Below are 18430 nucleotides of genomic sequence, written 5' to 3'. Positions count from 1 at the left end.
CTTTACATTTACTATTCGATTATTCACATTATAAATGAAAAACATATTTGTTTTCAAGTGAGTTACATATAAAATACCAGGAGGGCGATTACCATGAATAAACCATTTACCAAACCATAAAACAGCAACGGTTTTTCATCAATCGTAACAAGCTCAGATAATCGCGGGATTTCATCAAATCTTCTTTTATTGTGACCTCTTGAAAAGGCATAGCTAAATGACCTTGTAATGACATCATAAAAACCTGAATGAACCGTAAATAACAGTAAGGATGTGAGCAGTAGGAAGGATGAAAAATAAAAAGATATATTGATATAGCTTAACAAAGAAACTTTCCGGTAGTAAATAAAGGAAATAGTAACTATCACAATTTGTGTAATAGCCAAAATAATCAGTCTCTTTTTATTGAAAATATTCACTGGAAAACCTCCAAAACATTGATTTATTAAGGATATCGTCTTTCTATTATACAAAAAAATTAGTATAAGTCTAAATTATAACATGTCTATTTGTAATCCTTATGTAAAAATTGTATCTATTTTGTAAATTAAATTGCAAAAAATAATGTACAAATTTTTAAAAATATGTATAATAGAGAATGTAGTAATTTTTCAGAATAATAGAAAAGGGAGGTCTACTAGTGAAGAAATCAAAACTTTCACTACTTTTAGTTTTAACATTAGTCCTTAGCATGTTCCTTGCTGCATGTTCAGGCGGCACTAAAAACGAAGGAAAAGAAAAGCCGAATAAAGGCGGAGAGAAACCATCTGCTGAACAACTTGCTGATAAGCAAGAAATTACGGTTTTAGAAACTGCTGAAATTCCAACGATGGATAGTGTTATGAACCAGGACGTTCTTGGTGGTACAATGTTAAATGCTACCAACGAGGGATTATATCATTTAGACCCTGATCAAAAGGTAATTCCTGGTGTTGCGGCCGAAATGCCGAAATACAATGACGATAAAACCGTTTTAACGATTAAATTGAAAAAAGAAGCAAAATGGTCTAACGGTGACCCAGTTACTGCACATGACTTCGTATACTCATGGCAAAAGGCGGTTAACCCAGACACCGCATCTCCATACGGTCCATACTTCATGGAGGATAAAATAAAAAATGCATCTGAGATAGTTGCAAAGAAAGCAAAACCAGAAACTCTTGGGATCAAAGCGTTAGATGACAATACATTGGAAATTACTTTAGTTAGACCAATTCCATATATTGAATCATATCTAACTTTCTCATTGTTCTATCCACAAAACCAAAAGTTTGTTGAAAAAGAAGGCACAAAATATGCATCAGGTGCCGATCACTTACTTTCCAACGGAGCATTCAAATTTACTAAGTGGGATGGCCCAACCGCTACTGACTGGGTATTAGAAAAGAACGATGGTTATTGGGATGCTAAAAACGTAACTTTAAAGAAAATAAACTTTAACGTTTCTAAAGATGGTCAAGCTTCCGCGAACGCATTCACAGCAGGCGAAGCCGATATTACACCAAGACTTGCACAAGCTGCAATTCTTTCCCAATATGAAGGATCACCAGAATTGATGCGTTACTTAGAGCCATCTATTTGGTGGTTAAAAATGAATGAAAAGAATCCAGCATTGAAAAATGTTAATATCCGTAAAGCAATTGCATTAGCAATTGATAAGAAGGCATTAGTTGATGATGTTTTAGCTAACGGTTCAATTGAAGCTAATTTCTTAGTTCCAAAAGGCTTTTCTTTCTTAGAGGGTAAGGATTTCCGTGAAAGTGGCGGCAATTTCTTGAAAACAAATAAAGACGAAGCTAAAAAGCTGTGGGAAAAAGGACTTAAAGAAACCGGTCTTAAGGAAGTAACACTTGCATATATTGGTCAAGATACCGAAACTGCAAAAACGACTGATGCTTTCATTAAAGACCAGTTAGAAAAAACTCTTCCTGGAATGAAGATTAATATTGAGAGTGTTCCTTTTAAAATCAAAATCGACCGTGATAATAAGGAAGATTATGATCTCTTAATGGGCGGCTGGGGTCCTGACTATGCAGATCCAATGACTTATATGGACCTTTGGTTAACAGGTGGACAAAATAACCATATGAATTACAGCAATCCTAAATATGATGAGATGATTAAAAAATCTATTGATGAACTAGCTTCTAAGCCACAAGAACGCTGGAAAGTTCTTCAAGATGCTGAAAAACTCTTGTTAGAAGATGATGCTGCATTTGCACCACTTTACCAACGTGCTGTTAACATTTTAGTTAATCCAAAAGTGAAAGGTTTAGCAAGCCATGCATTTGGTCCTGACTTTAGCTATCAGTGGATTAAAGTAGTAAAATAGGTCACGTTTACTAATCAAATATAAAGAGAGTATATTAAAGAATATACTCTCTTTTTACCTGTATGCTAATTGTCGAAATATGACGAATTTTCACTAATTAGGAGGTGTGGGCATGGCGAAATATTTATTGCAGCGAGTTCTTTATATGATTATTACACTGTTTATTGTTATAAGCGTTACCTTTTTCCTCATGAAGCTAATTCCTGGAAGTCCATTTAATAATTTTGAAAAACTCAATCCTACTCAGCAGAATATTCTATTGGAAAAATACGGATTAAAAGAGCCTTTGCCTGTTCAATACGGAAAATATTTAAAGGCAATGGTGAAAGGGGATCTGGGAGTCTCCTTCCAATTTGACAATACCCCTGTAACAGAGCTGCTTTCAAAACGAATTGGGGCATCAGCAACATTGGGTTTTCAAGCAATGGTTGTTGGTACGATACTAGGCATCTTTTTAGGTGTCATCGCTGCGCTTAAACAAAATAGTTGGGTTGATTATGGTTCAACTTTTATTGCAGTAGTTGGAAAATCAATACCATCATTCATATTTGCAGGCTTGCTTCAATACTATATCGCGGTTAAGTTAGGATGGCTTCCAGTTATGTTCTGGAAAGGACCAGAATATACGATCCTACCTACGATTGCGTTAGCGATGTTCCCGATATCCATTGCAGCACGTTTTATGCGTACCGAAATGATTGAAGTGTTAGGATCCGATTATATTACTTTGGCAAAAGCAAAGGGCGCCAGTTACTGGCAAATAAGTGTAAAGCATGCACTTCGTAACGCACTTATTCCTGTTGTTACCGTCTTGGGACCTTTAGCTGTTAGTTTAATGACAGGGTCGCTAGTTATTGAACGTATCTTTTCAATTCCTGGAATAGGTGAGCAGTTTGTTAAGGCAATTGCCATGAATGATTACCCTGTGATTATGGGGGTAAACATTTTATTTGCCTTTTTATTCGTAGTAATTATATTAGTTGTTGATATTCTCTACGGAGTCATCGACCCACGTATTCGTATTTCGGAGGGGAAAACTAAATGATCAACAAAGAAAAAATCATTTCAAAAGATATGTTTGCACCCGTCCATATTGACCCTTCAAAAAGTGAAAAAATTGCTAAACCAAGCATGAGTGCATGGCAGGATGCTTGGTTAAGGGTCCGTAAAAATAAGGCTGCTGTTATTAGTATGGTGATACTCGCTATATTAATTATAATGGCGTTTGTTGGTCCACTGATTACACCGTATGATTACTCTGATCAGACTACCAAACACAATAACTTACCACCAAGGATTCAAGGATTAGAAAACATACATTGGCTCCCTTTTGACGGTACTTTAACAAAAAGAGATGGGTCTGAATATAACGCTTATGAGGTCAGAAAAGTTGATAATTATTATTGGTTTGGAACGGATTCTCTAGGTCGTGATCTATTTGCACGTGTTTGGAAAGGAACTCAGGTTTCATTATTCATTGCTTTTATGGCAGCCTTAATTGATATGCTTATAGGAGTATCTTATGGTGCCATCTCTGGTTATTTAGGAGGCAAGGTAGATAGTTCAATGCAACGCATAATAGAAGTAATTGTTGGGATTCCCAACTTGATTGTTGTAGTATTAATGACACTAGTGTTAAATCCTGGGATTTTTCCAATTATCTTAGCATTAACTATAACAGGTTGGACAAGTATGGCTCGTGTTGTCCGTGGGCAAGTATTGAAATATAAAGGTCAGGAATTTGTCATGGCTGCAAAAACATTAGGGGCATCGGATGGATCGATTATTTTCAAGCATATGATTCCTAACATGTTTGGTGTTATTATCATAAATACGATGTTTTCTATTCCAAGTGCGATATTCTTCGAAGCATTCCTGAGTTTTATCGGATTAGGTTTACAAGAGCCGGCGGCTTCTCTAGGAACATTAGTTAATGACGGATTTAAGGGAATGATTGCTTTTCCATATCAAATGATTATTCCTTCCCTCATGATAGCTTTAATAATGGTATGTTTTAACATGGTAGCTGATGGATTGCGAGATGCGCTCGATCCAAAAATGCGTGATTAGAAGGCAGGTGAATGAAAGTGGAGAAAATTTTACAAGTAAAAGATTTGAATATCTCTTTCCATACGTTTTCCGGGGAAGTGAAAGCCATCCGAGGGGTTAGCTTTGATCTATTTAAAGGGGAAACGTTAGCTATTGTTGGTGAATCGGGTTCTGGGAAATCAGTAACAACTAAATCAATCATGCGTTTACTTCCAGAGCATAATTCGGAAATTAAAAGCGGGGAAATTCTTTTTAATGGTAAAGATTTAACTAAACTAAAGGACAAAGAAATGCAAAAAATCAGGGGTCATGATATTTCGATGATCTTTCAAGATCCAATGACATCTCTTAATCCAACTATGAAAATCGGCAACCAGATTATGGAACCGTTAATTAAACATCAAAACATGAGCAGACACGCTGCGAAGGAAAGAACACTTGACTTATTAAAACTCGTGGGGATTCCAAAACCGGAAATTCGGATCAACCAATATCCACACCAGTTTTCTGGAGGAATGAGACAAAGGGTTGTCATTGCGATTGCGTTAGCATGTAACCCACAAATTCTTATTGCAGATGAACCGACTACAGCATTAGACGTGACCATTCAAGCGCAAATTCTTGAATTAATGAAGGATTTACAAAAGAAAATTGATACGTCTATTATTTTCATTACCCATGACCTTGGGGTGGTTGCTAATGTAGCTGACCGTGTCGCTGTTATGTATGGCGGGAAGATCGTTGAAATTGGGACAGCAGATGAAATCTTCTATAATCCACAGCATCCTTATACATGGGGGCTAATCAGCTCAATGCCGGATATGGACACTGATGATGAAGAGTTATTCTCAATTCCCGGAACACCGCCTGATTTGTTAGATCCGCCAAAAGGTGATGCATTTGCAGCACGTAACCCGTTTGTTATGAAAATAGACTTAGAACTAGAACCGCCATTTTTTAAAGTGTCTGATACTCACTATGCGGCAACATGGCTGCTGCATCCTGATGCACCAAAGGTTGAACCGCCTGATGCTGTTAAGAGACGTCAAAATCAATTTAATGGACTAACAGGTGTAAGTGTCGGAACTGCTTCGTTAGAAAAGGGTAGTCAAAGTCAATTCCCTGGAATAAAGGAGGGAAAATAAATGGCTGAAAGAAAAAAATTACTAGAAATAAAAAACCTAAAGCAATATTTTAATGAAGGAAAATTGAATGAAGTAAAAGCCGTTGATACTGTTTCCTTTGATATTTATAAAGGTGAAGTAATGGGGCTTGTCGGTGAATCTGGCTGTGGTAAATCCACAACAGGCCGGACGATTATCCGTTTGTATGACGCCACTGGCGGTGAAGTCATTTATGATGGTGTCAATGTCCATGGTAAAAAATCGAAAAAGCAATTAAAAGAGTTTAATAGGAAAATGCAAATGATTTTCCAAGATCCTTATGCATCATTAAACCCGAGATTAAAAATTGCTGACGTAATCGCTGAAGGAATCGACATTCATGGTTTGGCAAAATCAAAAGAAGAGCGGATGGAGCAAGTATACGAGCTATTGGAAACAGTAGGGCTGAACAAAGAGCACGCTACTCGTTATCCGCATGAATTTAGTGGCGGTCAGCGGCAACGGATTGGCATTGCCCGTGCACTTGCAGTCCAACCAGAATTTATCATCGCCGATGAGCCGATTTCTGCCTTGGATGTTTCCATTCAAGCTCAGGTTGTTAATTTAATGAAAAAGCTGCAAAAAGAAAAAGATTTAACATACCTTTTTATTGCGCATGACCTATCAATGGTAAAATATATTAGTGATCGAATTGGTGTTATGTATTTTGGTAAAATGGTGGAACTTGCTCCTGCTGATGAGCTTTATCGAAATCCGCTTCACCCCTATACTCAATCACTTTTATCAGCAATTCCAGCTCCAGATCCGATCAGTGAACGGTCACGGAGACGGAAATCATATGATCCAGCTAGTCATAATTACGGGGGTAATGAATCTATTGAATTTAGAGAAGTAACTCCTGGCCATTTCGTTCTTTGTTCTGAGAAAGAATTTAATCAATACAAGGCACAATCAAACCATTAAAAAAAAACGATCTCGATTGAGATCGTTTTTTTAGATAAGTATAATATTTGGACTTTGAAAATTGTCTAGCTCTAGAAGCCTTGCGCTTTCGTTAATACATTGTCCGTTTAGTTCTTTTTTCCGCCAACCGTTTTCCATCCAGTTTGGTATTTGGCACTTTCATCAACAAATTCACTCCGACGCTTGCCACCGAATACTTTTTCTCCAAAACTGTTTGTAATAACTCCCATCAATGCCGTAATCCCTACGATTAACAAGGCAACGATTGTTAAATCAGTTATGTAAGCTCCCATGGTAGAACCTCCCTTTATAAACTTATTATACTTTTTATCAGACTATACTAATACCACTACCTCATATTTTAAAAGAACTTACTCCTTATTGAAAGAGGAAAATAAATAAACCACTTGAAAGTTTTTTTAGAATAAATGAATGCGTTTTCAATTCGGGATGTTAATTGAGAATGAAATTTAAGAAAGTATTAAGGATGGTGTGATAAATTGATACATGGGTGGGAGGAATAGTCTTTTTTCTTGATGACCCTCAAAAAATTTAGCTATGGAACCGAACGTTATAGAGAAGAAGTAGATAAAGATTGAAAAAAATATCGATAAATTAGTAAGTATTTATGAAACTTTTAGGTGAATCATTCGTCTAATATAATGTACCCTTTAATTTGGGACTGTTTAAGGCTATTCAATTATTTTTGAAAAAGGGATACCTTTTTTAGGAACAGTGGTGTATAATTAATGATATAAATTACTTGTTTATAATAATTTTAATTTTGATGTTTGCTAGAAAATTAAAACTTGATTATATTAATATTTTGGTTTTATAAAAACGAACTGTAAATTATAGAGGAGTGTGAAAAACAGATGGTAACACTATACACTTCACCAAGTTGTACATCATGTAGGAAAGCTAAATCCTGGTTGGAAGAGCATGAAATCCCATACACGGAAAGAAATATTTTCTCTGAACCATTATCAATGGAGGAAATTAAAGAAATTCTTCGAATGACGGAAGATGGGACAGATGAGATTATTTCCACTAGATCAAAAACATTTCAAAAATTAGATGTTAACTTAGATTCTATGCCGCTTCAGGATTTATTTGGATTGATTAAGGAAAATCCTGGACTGCTGCGCCGCCCAATAATTATAGATGAAAAACGTTTACAGGTTGGTTATAATGAAGATGAAATTAGAAGATTCTTACCAAGAAGAGTGAGAACATTCCAATTGCGAGAAGCACAGCGAATGGTTAATTAAATAAAAAGGCCTTCTTAAACGAAGGTCTTTTTTTGTATACTGAGACCGGAAAGTTTGTAGTTTCTAATTCATTTTGCTACAATTAATCAAATATATATAGGCATAATGATGGTTTTTATGATTTTTAGTTTTTTTATTTCCCTTATTAGTACTTTTGTCATAAAATGAAAGTACAAGAGTATTTACTTTTATCCAGAAAAGCTTTTAACCTTTTTAGATGTAAATGGATAAAGCATGATCTGCTTGGGGGTATTTAGTCCCTTCAATAAGGAAATCGGAAGGGAGAGGTTATGATGGAGATTGAACGTATTAATGAGAATACAGTGAAATTTTATATTTCTTATGGAGATATAGAAGAAAGAGGCTTTGATCGCGAGGAAATTTGGTACAATCGCGAACGTAGTGAAGAATTATTTTGGGAAATGATGGATGAAGTCCATGGCGATGAAGAATTTACCGTCGAAGGTCCACTTTGGATTCAAGTTCAAGCTCTTGATAAAGGTTTAGAGGTTCTTGTGACCAAAGCGCAGCTTTCAAAGGATGGGCAAAAGTTTGAACTCCCAATTCCTAATGATAAAATAAAAGACATTCCTGTAGATGATAAAATTGAAGAGCTTTTGGATCAGCATTTCAATCCTCATCAACCTGATGAGGAAGATATCTCACTTGAGGAAGAGACATTAGAGTTTCTCCTTGCCTTTAAAGATTTTGAAGATGTGATTATGCTTGCCAATCGTCCAGGATTAGATGATTTAGTTACTATGCTATATCATTATGAAGGGAAATATTATCTTTATGTTGAATTTCCTGAGGAATTATTTGAGGAAGATGAAATAGATGATTTCTTAAGTGTTTTACTTGAATATGGTCATGAAACACAGCTGACGATCCATCGAATTCAAGAGTATGGAAAAGAAATTATATCCAATAATGTTTTTGCAGAATTACGAAAGTACTTTAGTTGACAACAAGTACCGATTTCATATTTGAAATCGGTATTTTTAACATTTGTGTATATTGAAAATTTTGGCAGGTGAGTACTTTGAAAAACACAGTAAGAGTCGTCATATTTTTATCCGTATTATCCATACTCTTATTTTTATTTAAGGGTCGATTGGAAGGTGGAATCATTGGAATCTTAAGCGTTTTAATTTCGCTATCAGTTATTTTTATCGGGTTTGTCATTTTCCTCGAGAACCGTCATCCGACACAAACAATTACATGGTTAGTCGTTTTAGGAAGCTTTCCCTATGTCGGCTTTATTTTTTATCTCCTCTTTGGACGAAACTATCGAAAAGAGAAGATGTATAGAAAGAAGTATTTCCTAGACAAACAAGCATTCCTTACGGTTGAAGGAGAAGATGACCCAAGGAATGAGGAAAAACTAAGTTTAATGGGGGAACATCAAGCGAAATTGTTTAACCTGGCACAAAAACTAGGAAACAGTCCAATCTCCTTTGATACTTCGACAAAAGTATTAACAAATGGAGAAGAAACTTTTCGACATATTATTGAACAATTGAAGCGAGCGAGACATCATATTCACATGGAATATTATATTGTTCGTCACGATCTTATTGGTCAGGAAATAAAAGATATTCTCATTGACAAAGCGAACCAAGGGGTTAAAATTCGTTTTTTATTTGATGCAGTGGGTTCATGGCAGCTTTCAAAGGCATATATTAATGAATTGAAAAATGCCGGTATTGAAACGATATCCTTCGGACCCGTAAAATTGCCTTTTTTAAATAATAAATTTAATTTTCGCAATCATCGTAAAATTATTGTGATTGATGGCACGATTGGGTTTGTGGGTGGGTTGAATATCGGTGATGAATACTTAGGGAGAGATAAGCATATTGGCTTCTGGCGGGATACTCATTTAATGCTTAAAGGTGAAGCTGTACGCACTCTCCAACTTATTTTTTTGCAAGATTGGTATTATATGACAAATCATAGTTTTTTAACGGCGGAATACTTATCCCCACAAATTGATCATAAAAGTCATGGGGGGGTTCAATTGATTGCCGGCGGACCTGATAATGAATGGAGCGTAATTAAAAATATCTTTTTTTCGATGATTGCTTCGGCGGAACGATCAGTTTGGATTGCATCCCCATATTTTATTCCAGATGAAGATATTTTTTCGGCGCTAAAGGTGGCAGCACTGAGTGGGATCGATGTAAGGCTGCTTGTACCAAATCGGCCAGATAAAAGAATTGTCTTTCATGCGTCAAGATCTTATTTCCCGGAACTTTTGGAGGCTGGGGTTAAAGTGTACGAATATGAACGAGGTTTCATGCACAGTAAGATTATCATCGTTGATAATGAGCTTGCCTCGATTGGAACGTCTAATATGGATATGAGGAGCTTTCATTTGAATTTTGAAGTAAATGCCTTCTTGTTCCGAACGAAAAGCACCGATAAGCTTGTCGCAGAATATTTAAATGACGTAGAACATGCTACACAGCTTGAATTACAAACATTCCAAAAGCGGCATTTTGGACTAAGATTACTGGAATCGACATCGCGGTTACTTTCGCCGCTTCTTTAAGGAAAACTTGTCAAAATGGGCGAGTTTTCTTTTTTTATTTAAAGGAATAATAGCAAAATTTGGCGAATTATTAAACGAGAAAGGAGATGTTGAATTGCTAACTGCGCATACAAGATCTGGTAAAAAAATCAACCTAGGTTATAATTACAAAAAGGAAACTCTTTTATATTTTCGCAGTAAAGAAGAATTTTTTTGTCCAATATGCGGTGAAAGTGTTTCTCTTAAATTAGGGGATCAACGAATTTTTCATTTTGCACATAAACAAAGCAGTAGCTGCAGTGAGTTTTATGAAAATGAAACGATCACCCATATGGAAGGGAAACGGCAGTTATATCAGTGGCTCATTCGGCAAAGAATACCTTCTGTGCTGGAATTCTATGATAAGGAGATTGGGCAGCGCCCCGATATTTTGTTTAAGTTTAAGGAAAAGAAATACGCCTTGGAGTATCAGTGCTCATCGCTTCCGGAAAACGCTTTTATCAAGAGGACGAAAACGTATCTCAAAAATGAATACCATCCATTATGGATACTCTCAAGCAACCATATTCACCAAAAGAAACTAGATATTATCTCATTGTCCAATTTTCATTATTTATTTTTACGAGCTACTTCGTCTGGAAATCTTTATATTCCATCATATTGCCCCGAAAAACATCTTTTTCAATTAGTTGGATCGATAACTTCCTACTCAATTAAAAATGCGTTCGCACAAACATCCCAATATCCACTTAATGATTTGAAAATAGAAGGCTTATTAGAACCAATAAGTGAGCATCATCTTAATCTATCCAGTTGGATGAGCGAGATAGAAAATTTCAAATTTAATTTGACACGTCATCCTGTAAAAATACAAAATCCATTTCTTAATGAGATTTATACAAAAAACCTTAATTTGTTCTTGTTGCCACCAGAAATTGGCCTTCCTGTTCCTCATTCGTTAACCATTCAAACTGCTCCAATTATTTGGCAAACCTATTTATTCCTTGATGTTCTTGCAGGGAAGAACCCCAATGATTTGATTACTTTACAAGAAATTAAGGCTCATTTTAACAAAAGAATAAGGAGGAAGGATATTATCATTCGAAATTTGCCACAGTTAGTGCAGGTCACCCCCTTACTAGCCGAAATGGAGTATTTACAACATTTAGTGCGGTTCGGTATTTTAATCAGAAAAGGAAACACTGAATTCCAAGTCCAACGAAAAATTACGATACCAAGGTCCAACCGGGAGAGAGAGGAGGCAAAAACTCTCTTTTATCAAAAAAACACACGTATTCTTACAGAAAAATAAATAAAAACTGGGCATAATATAGGGGATAGCTTGTTACACATTTTAAAGGAAATTAGAATAATTAGGAGAATATATTTATGTGTGGATTCTTTTCACAATCCGAATTTGAATGGAGGATGGATGATGGCAAATGAAACTGCAGTAAAGTCACTACCTGCAAGAAATGAGATTCCTGTGGATGACACATGGAAATTAGAAGATATTTTTGCAGATGATAAGGAATGGGAAAAAGAATTCCAAGAGGTAAAAAAGCTAATCCCGGGAATTAAGGAGTTTGAAGGGAAATTAGAAGAAAGTGCGGAGACGCTTTATAAAGCTCTTCAGTTCCAAGATGAGCTATTAGAACGAATTGGAAAGCTTTATACATATTCGCATATGCGCTATGACCAAGATACAACTAATTCCTTTTATCAAGGCTTAGATGACCGAATGAAGAATCTGTATTCACAAGCAGGAAGTCAGTTGGCCTTTATCGTTCCGGAAATTCTCTCAATCGATGAAAGCAAAGTGACGAGCTTTCTAAATGAAAAGCCAGAATTAAAGCTATATGAGCACGCCATTGCTGAAATTAATTTGCAAAGACCGCATGTGTTAAGTGCTGAGCAGGAAGCATTACTAGCAGAGGCAAGCGAAGTAATGGATGCTTCCACTAATACATTTGGGATGTTAAACAATGCTGATTTGGAATTCCCATCGATAAAAGATGGGAACGGGCAAGAAGTTGAAATTACCCATGGTCGTTATATCCGCTTCTTGGAAAGTGAAGACCCACGTGTAAGGCGGGATGCCTTTAAAGCGGTATATAAAACGTATGGTGGTTTTAAAAATACATTCTCAAGCACATTAAGTGGCAATGTGAAAAAGGACAATTTTAATGCAAGAGTAAGAAAATATGATTCAGCAAGGAATGCAGCCCTTTCTGCCAATAATATTCCCGAGAGTGTGTATGAAAACCTTGTAAATACGATTACGGAAAACCTTCCTTTATTACATCGCTATGTGAAGCTTCGGAAAAAAGTGCTGGGCCTTGATGAACTTCATATGTATGATTTGTATACACCGCTTGTAAAAGATGTAAAGATGGAAATAAAATACGAAGAGGCGAAAGAGCTAGTCATCAATGGGTTAGCCCCGTTAGGTGAGGAGTATTCGAAGATTTTAAAAGATGGTTTTGAAAACCGCTGGGTCGATGTTCATGAAAATAAAGGAAAGCGGAGCGGTGCATATTCTTCCGGTGCATACGGTACGCATCCATATATCCTGATGAACTGGCAGGCAAATGTGAATGATTTATTCACATTAGCCCATGAATTTGGTCATTCCGTGCATAGCTACTATACACGGAAATCACAGCCTTATCCGTATGGAAACTATTCGATTTTCGTTGCTGAAGTGGCTTCCACCTGTAATGAAGCATTACTAAATGATCATCTATTAAAAACGATTGATGACGAACAAAAGCGGATATACTTGTTGAATCATTATTTAGAAGGTTTTAGGGGCACTGTATTCCGTCAAACTATGTTTGCTGAGTTTGAACACTTAATCCACCAAAAAGCACAAAATAACGAAGCATTAACGGCAGATGCGTTAACAGAAAGCTACTATGCTTTAAATAAAAAGTATTTTGGTGAAGAAGATATTGTGATTGATGAGGAAATCGGCTTAGAATGGGCAAGAATTCCTCATTTCTATTACAATTATTATGTATACCAATACGCGACGGGCTTCAGTGCAGCCACTGCGCTAAGCAAACAGATTTTAGAAGAAGGCGAGCCAGCGGTTAAGCGTTATATTGATTTCCTCAGCGCCGGAAGCTCAGATTATCCAATTGAAGTGCTTAAGAAAGCGGGCGTTGACATGACAAGTGCCGATCCAATTAAGGATGCTTGTAAGGTATTCGAAGAGAAACTAAACGAATTAGAACAATTGTTATCATAAGCACAAATAGCATTAGCGCATTGACCTCTAGGCGCTGATCTAGGAAAGTAGGAAAAAGGGACGGCGCCAACTAGGCAGCTGTCCCTTTTAAAATCCTTTAAATCGGTTTCGGTTATTAAGATAAAAGAGGAAGATTAAAATGGAAATAAACAAAGTTGGCACACTGATTAATAGTGGGAATATCTTCAATAAGGCAAGTAAATGAAGAAAAAAGGCAAACAGAATAAAGAGAATCATAATGATAAAAGGAGTTTTGCCCACAGTAAATTCCACCTTTATAAGGATGATTACTACTATGTCTATTGTCCATTTCGTGAATTTATGATTTTATGACAATAATGTGAAATAAAGCACAAACTTATTGTCATCATCTTCGAACACATGCTATATTATATTCATGAAGTTGATCACTACAAACATATACCCCTTTGTTTGATCGTGAAAAATTTCTCCCATCCCCTTTGTTCGTATTAATAGAAAAATGCCTTGCAGCCATGATAACTGCAAGGCATTTTCATTTTTACGATAACATTCATAAAGAAAGACAAATGCCGAATCGCATTGCGTCAGCATTTGTCTAGTCATCAATATATCGCCAAAATGTTCCGTATTTCGCCGGTATCTGTTCAACCACCTGTTTTAAAAGCAGTTTTTTCATTTCCAGTTCAATTTGAGAAATCGACATATTATAAACAACGGCAATTTCCTTGGATGCAACAAATTTGAAAAACTTCATAAACGTCTCTAATGAAGGCGGGGGAGATACCACCGGTTTTTCAGAAAGCATTTCCTCTAATATTTGGACATATACCTCATATGGATAGGAACCAGTAATTTTGATACCCTCATCCTCCGAATTTTCATTAAAAAATACGAGAGTAGGAATTTCATTAACATCCATTTCAGCGGTTATTTTCAAATCGCACTGAAAAGCTTTGGCAGCACTTTCAGAATGGATATCAATCATGAATTCTTCTACATCCAATCCTGAACTGCTAGCACAATCCTTTAACACTTCCAGATTAGAAATATTCTGTTTTTCTAAAAACAACACCTCTTGAATTCTACGAAGAAAGCGGAGTCCAGCTCGTCTTCCTTGCAATTCAGCCGCTTTGAGGGCAATCGATGCGGTATATGGAGTATCTACAGGATTCTCCAACCAAAGGTTGCCATCGCAGGACATTCCCGATCTGCTTGCAGTTTTCTCCCAAATTTGAGCGATATTTTCATAATTCTTTTTTTTACTCAAATTTAAATTTGCCAACCGTCCACTTATTACATGTTTAAGAGCAAAGTACCGACCGTATTCAATTTGCAGTTTTTTAAGTATCGGTTCAAGCGCCCAACATTCAGGGCATAAAGGATCAATAAACAGATATATTTCAATGGACTTTTTATCATTGCCACTACAGCGTTGCTTCGACCCTGATAGGTTAGAATTATTCACGATTTTCACCTTGCAATTCATCGCCATCAGGCGTGTTGATCATGTGTTGCGCTGTAAGGTAAAGTCTTGAGAAAAATTCTTCTCTTAACGGCCCCTGCAGTTCGATCTTATCCATTGCTTGTTTCATGCATGATAACCATGCCTTTGCCCGGGTTGGCGTTACCGGAAAAGGTAAATGGCGTGCTCGCATCATTGGATGACCATGCTCTTCTGTATAAATGGACGGACCGCCTAAATATTGAGTTAAGAATTGCTTTTGTTTCCGAGCAATTTCTGTGAATTGATTCGGGAATATGGGAGCGAGATCAGGATGTTGTCCAACAAGGCCATAAAAGGTATCGACAAGCTGGTGTAATCTATCTTCACCAATGGCCTCAAATGGTGTAAGTTTTTTCTCAATCATGTTGACAACTCCTCTTCATGTCTTTCGTATCTCTAATTTTAACAATGCCTATTTCATATCACAAATTAATTGCTTTGAAAAAATGAATTACCACCTATTTAGACATTATTAATGTACACAATAGTGCCTATTCTTATAATATAAGAATTTATAACATTGGACTTCGAGAAATGTCCAGCTCCAGGCGTCCTTGTGCTTTTCTTTGTAAAATCAAGAGGAAATTGTCGGCTGGAAATAAATCCGTTCTGCCTGAAGTTGTCAATCATCCGTTTTGGTCTCGCAGTTTAAATTTTTGATTATAAAAGCGACGAATTTTGTTTTCAGTATGTCGAAAAGGAATTGTAAATTGGGCTAGAAGTGCCTGGAACGACTGCAGCCCTTCCTGATAGTTTTCAACTTCATATTCTACTTCATAATCATCAGTATTAAGATAAGAACTATAATCGAGTACGAGCAATCCTTGCTTGTAGGTTATTTCCACCCTTTTCGTTAGCAAAGAACCGAAATACTCGATGCTTGAAAAAGGAATATCCTTTTTTTCTAATAAGTTTTGGATGATGCCGGCAGGGAGTTTACCGGTATGAATAGCTAGACCAGCCTCTTCCTTACTTAGGGCTTGATTCGTTTCGAGCAGCCCTACTGCTGCGGGCTGCTTTAAGGTCATCTCGTAAACCCCTCCTTTTTCACGGATGCGTAAGGCCGAATCATGCTGTTTTAAATTGAAATCTGAGGTGTCAAAATAGTGGTTTTCTTGACTGAAGATTTGGTGTTCATCTATTTTAAATTCCATTAAAAACCTTTCATATTCCTCTTTCGTGAGCATGTTTTTAAATTCAATTTCGATATGTTGTGACATTACTTACCGTCCTTCCAGTGGAGAAATCATTTTATTATCATTATCCCATGTTTAACTTAAACTGCAATCCTTGGGTGAAATGGATGAAATATGCTAAAATAAGGGGGTTAAAGATGGAGGTAAAAAGATGAAGAAAAGAATAACCATTCAAAAGGCAAGTACAACAGAAAACAAGCTATTTTTAGAAACCAAGGAACCCGTTAATGGGTTGGTTCCTGCCGAGCAGATGCTTGTTGATTCTGTACAATTCTCCTTTATTTACTTAATGGAGAATCAAGAAGATTATACATATATCGTTTTCCCTGAACAAATCTGGCCATTCCTAAAGTCCGCACTGGAACAAAACATACCTGTTTTATTGACATTTAGAGAAGAGTCGATAGAACTAATAAGTTTTCATGAGGAATTAGAATATCTAATTACCAATATTAAAGGTAATAGTAATTATGGTAATGAAATGGTTACAAAAGTTGAGGAGAATTTCTAGATAATTAGTTTTATTAGAGGTGGAATCATGAAGCATTGGGATTTATTTTTAGCACCATATAAACAGGCAGTAGCGGAACTGAAAATAAAGTTAAAAGGAATGAGAGGACAATTCGATCTTGATTCTACTCATTCACCGATTGAATTTGTCACAGGTAGAGTTAAGCCGATTTTAAGTATTCTTGATAAGGCCAATCAAAAAGGAATACCGCTTGAGAATTTGGAAGAGGAAATGCAGGATATTGCGGGAATGCGTATCATGTGCCAATTTGTCGATGATATTCATGTGGTTGTCGCTTTATTAAGAAATCGCAATGACTTTGAAATCGTCGAGGAAAGAGATTATATTTCTCATAAAAAGACAAGTGGATATCGTTCATACCATGTGGTGATTCGCTACCCAGTTCAAACGATTCGTGGGGAAAAGAAGATTCTTGCTGAAATTCAAATCAGGACGCTGGCGATGAATTTTTGGGCAACCATTGAACATACGTTAAACTATAAATATAAGGGGATTTTTCCTAGCGATATTAAAATGAGGCTGCAACGAGCAGCCGAAGCCGCCTTTCGACTTGATGAGGAGATGTCATTAATTCGCGGCGAAATCCAGGAAGCCCAGGCTTTTTTTACAAGAAATAAAGAATTGAAGCAACAAGGAAAAAACTAGTTTCCTTACCACCTTTTGAAAAAGGGGTGGAGCTCCGCAAAAATCAATCCTTATAGCCAATCTTGTAGAAACTATACGTTTTTCGTATGATTTAGACGAAGTGTGGCTTTGCTCACACTGCCTTAATTATGTTGGGTTGAGGATTTAAATGGATTGTAGTTCCTTAGTAGATGGTGTCGTGGATCGCCATTTTACGTTTTGAAAGCAAATTAGTACAAGGAGCATGAAATTATGAAATTTGCGATTACATCAAAAGGAGATCAAAAATCAAACATATTAATGCACAAAATGAGGACGTATTTACTTGATTTTGATCTTAAGTACGATGAAGATCAGCCTGATATCGTTGTTTCTATTGGCGGCGATGGGACTCTTCTCTACGCATTTCACCGCTATAGCAGTCGTTTGAATAAAACCGCTTTTGTCGGCATTCATACGGGGCATCTCGGTTTCTATGCGGATTGGACGCCTGATGAAATTGAAAAGCTTGTTATTGCCATTGCGAAAACTCCGTTTCAAGTCGTGGAATATCCGCTGCTTGAGGTCATCATCCGTTACTCGCATGCCGGGAAGGAATCAAGATACTTAGCCTTAAATGAATCAACGGTGAAAAGTGTCGAAGGAACGCTGGTCATGGATGTGGAAATCCGCGGTCAGCATTTCGAACGTTTTCGTGGTGATGGGCTGTGCGTTTCTACCCCTTCAGGCAGTACTGCTTATAATAAAGCACTTGGTGGGGCGATTATCCATCCATCGATTTCTGCTATTCAAGTGGCGGAAATGGCCTCAATCAATAACAAAGTTTTTCGAACAGTGGGCTCGCCGCTCATTCTTCCTGCACACCACACGTGTATGTTAAAACCTGTGAATCGAACAGATTTTCAGGTTACAGTCGATCACCTGACACTGCTTCATAAGGATGTAAAATCAATTCAATTCAGGGTGCCTGAAGAAAAAATTCGTTTTGCCCGCTTCCGACCATTTCCTTTCTGGAAAAGGGTTCACGATTCATTTATTTCAGATTGAGCGGGGAGGTGAATTCCCAA

The 18430-nt window shown here is 36.7% G+C and carries 20 protein-coding genes and 1 other annotated feature (1 of these 21 only partly in view); of the genes, 13 read left to right on the top strand and 7 right to left on the bottom strand.

All coding sequences use genetic code 11. The features are described 5' to 3' along the window. Positions 1 to 7: a binding site (T-box leader), on the bottom strand (it extends 237 nt beyond the left edge of the window). 55 nt (positions 8 to 62) lie between these two features. Beyond that, complete coding sequence (locus M5A78_RS03100; RefSeq protein ID WP_248733825.1) at positions 63 to 419, bottom strand: DUF3899 domain-containing protein; 357 nt, start codon at positions 417 to 419, stop codon at positions 63 to 65. A 221-nt stretch (positions 420 to 640) separates the two neighbouring features. Between M5A78_RS03100 and M5A78_RS03095 the strand changes: the two genes are divergently transcribed. The 5 genes from M5A78_RS03095 to M5A78_RS03075 all read left to right on the top strand — a co-directional run bounded on the left by M5A78_RS03095 (position 641) and on the right by M5A78_RS03075 (position 6468). Next, entirely contained in the window at positions 641 to 2332 is a 1692-nt protein-coding gene (locus tag M5A78_RS03095; protein ID WP_248733824.1) for a peptide ABC transporter substrate-binding protein, read from the top strand. Between the two features lie 112 nt (positions 2333 to 2444). Next, positions 2445 to 3377: an oligopeptide ABC transporter permease gene (gene opp3b / locus M5A78_RS03090; protein ID WP_248733823.1), complete on the top strand. Its 933-nt coding sequence runs from the start codon at positions 2445 to 2447 to the stop codon at positions 3375 to 3377. Then, the gene (opp3C, locus tag M5A78_RS03085) at positions 3374 to 4402 is read left to right on the top strand and encodes an oligopeptide ABC transporter permease (protein WP_248733822.1); all 1029 of its coding nucleotides are present in this window, start codon (positions 3374 to 3376) and stop codon (positions 4400 to 4402) included. Before opp3b ends, opp3C begins: the two co-directional genes overlap by 4 nt. A 17-nt stretch (positions 4403 to 4419) precedes the next feature. Beyond that, the gene (locus M5A78_RS03080; protein WP_248734014.1) at positions 4420 to 5526 is read left to right on the top strand and encodes an ABC transporter ATP-binding protein; all 1107 of its coding nucleotides are present in this window, start codon (positions 4420 to 4422) and stop codon (positions 5524 to 5526) included. After that, on the top strand, positions 5527 to 6468 hold the full coding sequence (locus M5A78_RS03075) for an ABC transporter ATP-binding protein (RefSeq protein ID WP_248733821.1): 942 nt from the start codon (positions 5527 to 5529) through the stop codon (positions 6466 to 6468). It begins immediately after the preceding gene. Positions 6469 to 6575: 107 nt separating this feature from the next. Here the strand turns inward: M5A78_RS03075 and M5A78_RS03070 are convergent, their stop codons facing one another. After that, the gene (locus M5A78_RS03070; RefSeq protein ID WP_248733820.1) at positions 6576 to 6761 is read right to left on the bottom strand and encodes a hypothetical protein; all 186 of its coding nucleotides are present in this window, start codon (positions 6759 to 6761) and stop codon (positions 6576 to 6578) included. Positions 6762 to 7343: 582 nt separating this feature from the next. Here M5A78_RS03070 and spxA point away from each other — a divergent pair. The 5 genes from spxA (at position 7344) to pepF (ending at position 13525) form a co-directional block, all read left to right on the top strand. Then, positions 7344 to 7739: a transcriptional regulator SpxA gene (gene spxA / locus M5A78_RS03065; protein ID WP_248733819.1), complete on the top strand. Its 396-nt coding sequence runs from the start codon at positions 7344 to 7346 to the stop codon at positions 7737 to 7739. A gap of 293 nt (positions 7740 to 8032) precedes the next feature. Then, on the top strand, positions 8033 to 8704 hold the full coding sequence (gene mecA / locus M5A78_RS03060; protein ID WP_248734013.1) for an adaptor protein MecA: 672 nt from the start codon (positions 8033 to 8035) through the stop codon (positions 8702 to 8704). A 77-nt stretch (positions 8705 to 8781) separates the two neighbouring features. Further along, positions 8782 to 10293 (top strand): cardiolipin synthase, encoded by a 1512-nt coding sequence (cls, locus tag M5A78_RS03055; protein WP_248733818.1) that lies wholly within the window; start codon positions 8782 to 8784, stop codon positions 10291 to 10293. A gap of 94 nt (positions 10294 to 10387) precedes the next feature. Next, positions 10388 to 11584, top strand: coding sequence for a competence protein CoiA (locus M5A78_RS03050; RefSeq protein ID WP_248733817.1), 1197 nt, complete (start codon positions 10388 to 10390; stop codon positions 11582 to 11584). A gap of 123 nt (positions 11585 to 11707) precedes the next feature. After that, entirely contained in the window at positions 11708 to 13525 is a 1818-nt protein-coding gene (gene pepF, locus M5A78_RS03045) for an oligoendopeptidase F (RefSeq protein ID WP_248734012.1), read from the top strand. Between the two features lie 87 nt (positions 13526 to 13612). Here pepF and M5A78_RS03040 read toward each other — a convergent pair whose 3' ends face one another. The 5 genes from M5A78_RS03040 to M5A78_RS03020 form a co-directional block, all read right to left on the bottom strand. Continuing rightward, on the bottom strand, positions 13613 to 13786 hold the full coding sequence (locus tag M5A78_RS03040) for a hypothetical protein (protein WP_248733816.1): 174 nt from the start codon (positions 13784 to 13786) through the stop codon (positions 13613 to 13615). 123 nt (positions 13787 to 13909) lie between these two features. After that, entirely contained in the window at positions 13910 to 14110 is a 201-nt protein-coding gene (locus M5A78_RS03035; protein WP_248733815.1) for a hypothetical protein, read from the bottom strand. Beyond that, entirely contained in the window at positions 14103 to 14993 is an 891-nt protein-coding gene (locus M5A78_RS03030; RefSeq protein ID WP_248734011.1) for a ClpXP adapter SpxH family protein, read from the bottom strand. Before M5A78_RS03030 ends, M5A78_RS03035 begins: the two co-directional genes overlap by 8 nt. Further along, positions 14965 to 15375: a globin domain-containing protein gene (locus M5A78_RS03025; RefSeq protein WP_248733814.1), complete on the bottom strand. Its 411-nt coding sequence runs from the start codon at positions 15373 to 15375 to the stop codon at positions 14965 to 14967. Before M5A78_RS03025 ends, M5A78_RS03030 begins: the two co-directional genes overlap by 29 nt. Before the next feature lie 262 nt (positions 15376 to 15637). Next, positions 15638 to 16231: a CYTH domain-containing protein gene (locus M5A78_RS03020; RefSeq protein ID WP_248733813.1), complete on the bottom strand. Its 594-nt coding sequence runs from the start codon at positions 16229 to 16231 to the stop codon at positions 15638 to 15640. Between the two features lie 127 nt (positions 16232 to 16358). On the opposite strand from M5A78_RS03020, the gene M5A78_RS03015 reads away from it, so the two are divergent. The 3 genes from M5A78_RS03015 (at position 16359) to M5A78_RS03005 (ending at position 18410) form a co-directional block, all read left to right on the top strand. Continuing rightward, positions 16359 to 16718, top strand: coding sequence for a UPF0738 family protein (locus M5A78_RS03015; protein WP_248733812.1), 360 nt, complete (start codon positions 16359 to 16361; stop codon positions 16716 to 16718). A 27-nt stretch (positions 16719 to 16745) separates the two neighbouring features. Further along, a complete protein-coding gene (locus M5A78_RS03010) occupies positions 16746 to 17384 on the top strand; it encodes a GTP pyrophosphokinase (RefSeq protein ID WP_248733811.1) in 639 nt (212 codons plus the stop codon). 231 nt (positions 17385 to 17615) lie between these two features. Next, positions 17616 to 18410, top strand: a complete 795-nt coding sequence (locus M5A78_RS03005; protein WP_248733810.1) for an NAD kinase — start codon at positions 17616 to 17618, stop codon at positions 18408 to 18410. Positions 18411 to 18430 lie beyond the last annotated feature (20 nt).

The sequence above is a fragment of the Neobacillus rhizosphaerae genome (genome assembly GCF_937468385.1).
Taxonomy (GTDB): domain Bacteria; phylum Bacillota; class Bacilli; order Bacillales; family Cytobacillaceae; genus Neobacillus; species Neobacillus rhizosphaerae.
Note: the sequence above shows the minus strand (reverse complement) of the source record. Positions and strands in the feature narration are given on the sequence as shown.

Bases quoted from the DNA above. Each gene is read 5' to 3' on its own strand.
- M5A78_RS03075 (WP_248733821.1), top strand. From the start codon at position 5,527: ATGGCTGAAAGAAAAAAATTACTAGAAATAAAAAACCTAAAGCAATAT.
- opp3C (WP_248733822.1), top strand. From the start codon at position 3,374: ATGATCAACAAAGAAAAAATCATTTCAAAAGATATGTTTGCACCCGTC.
- M5A78_RS03010 (WP_248733811.1), top strand. From the start codon at position 16,746: ATGAAGCATTGGGATTTATTTTTAGCACCATATAAACAGGCAGTAGCG.
- pepF (WP_248734012.1), top strand. From the start codon at position 11,708: ATGGCAAATGAAACTGCAGTAAAGTCACTACCTGCAAGAAATGAGATT.
- M5A78_RS03025 (WP_248733814.1), bottom strand. From the start codon at position 15,375: ATGATTGAGAAAAAACTTACACCATTTGAGGCCATTGGTGAAGATAGA.
- M5A78_RS03015 (WP_248733812.1), top strand. From the start codon at position 16,359: ATGAAGAAAAGAATAACCATTCAAAAGGCAAGTACAACAGAAAACAAG.
- M5A78_RS03035 (WP_248733815.1), bottom strand. From the start codon at position 14,110: ATGACTAGACAAATGCTGACGCAATGCGATTCGGCATTTGTCTTTCTT.
- M5A78_RS03030 (WP_248734011.1), bottom strand. From the start codon at position 14,993: ATGAATTGCAAGGTGAAAATCGTGAATAATTCTAACCTATCAGGGTCG.
- mecA (WP_248734013.1), top strand. From the start codon at position 8,033: ATGGAGATTGAACGTATTAATGAGAATACAGTGAAATTTTATATTTCT.
- M5A78_RS03005 (WP_248733810.1), top strand. From the start codon at position 17,616: ATGAAATTTGCGATTACATCAAAAGGAGATCAAAAATCAAACATATTA.
- spxA (WP_248733819.1), top strand. From the start codon at position 7,344: ATGGTAACACTATACACTTCACCAAGTTGTACATCATGTAGGAAAGCT.
- opp3b (WP_248733823.1), top strand. From the start codon at position 2,445: ATGGCGAAATATTTATTGCAGCGAGTTCTTTATATGATTATTACACTG.
- M5A78_RS03070 (WP_248733820.1), bottom strand. From the start codon at position 6,761: ATGGGAGCTTACATAACTGATTTAACAATCGTTGCCTTGTTAATCGTA.
- M5A78_RS03020 (WP_248733813.1), bottom strand. From the start codon at position 16,231: ATGTCACAACATATCGAAATTGAATTTAAAAACATGCTCACGAAAGAG.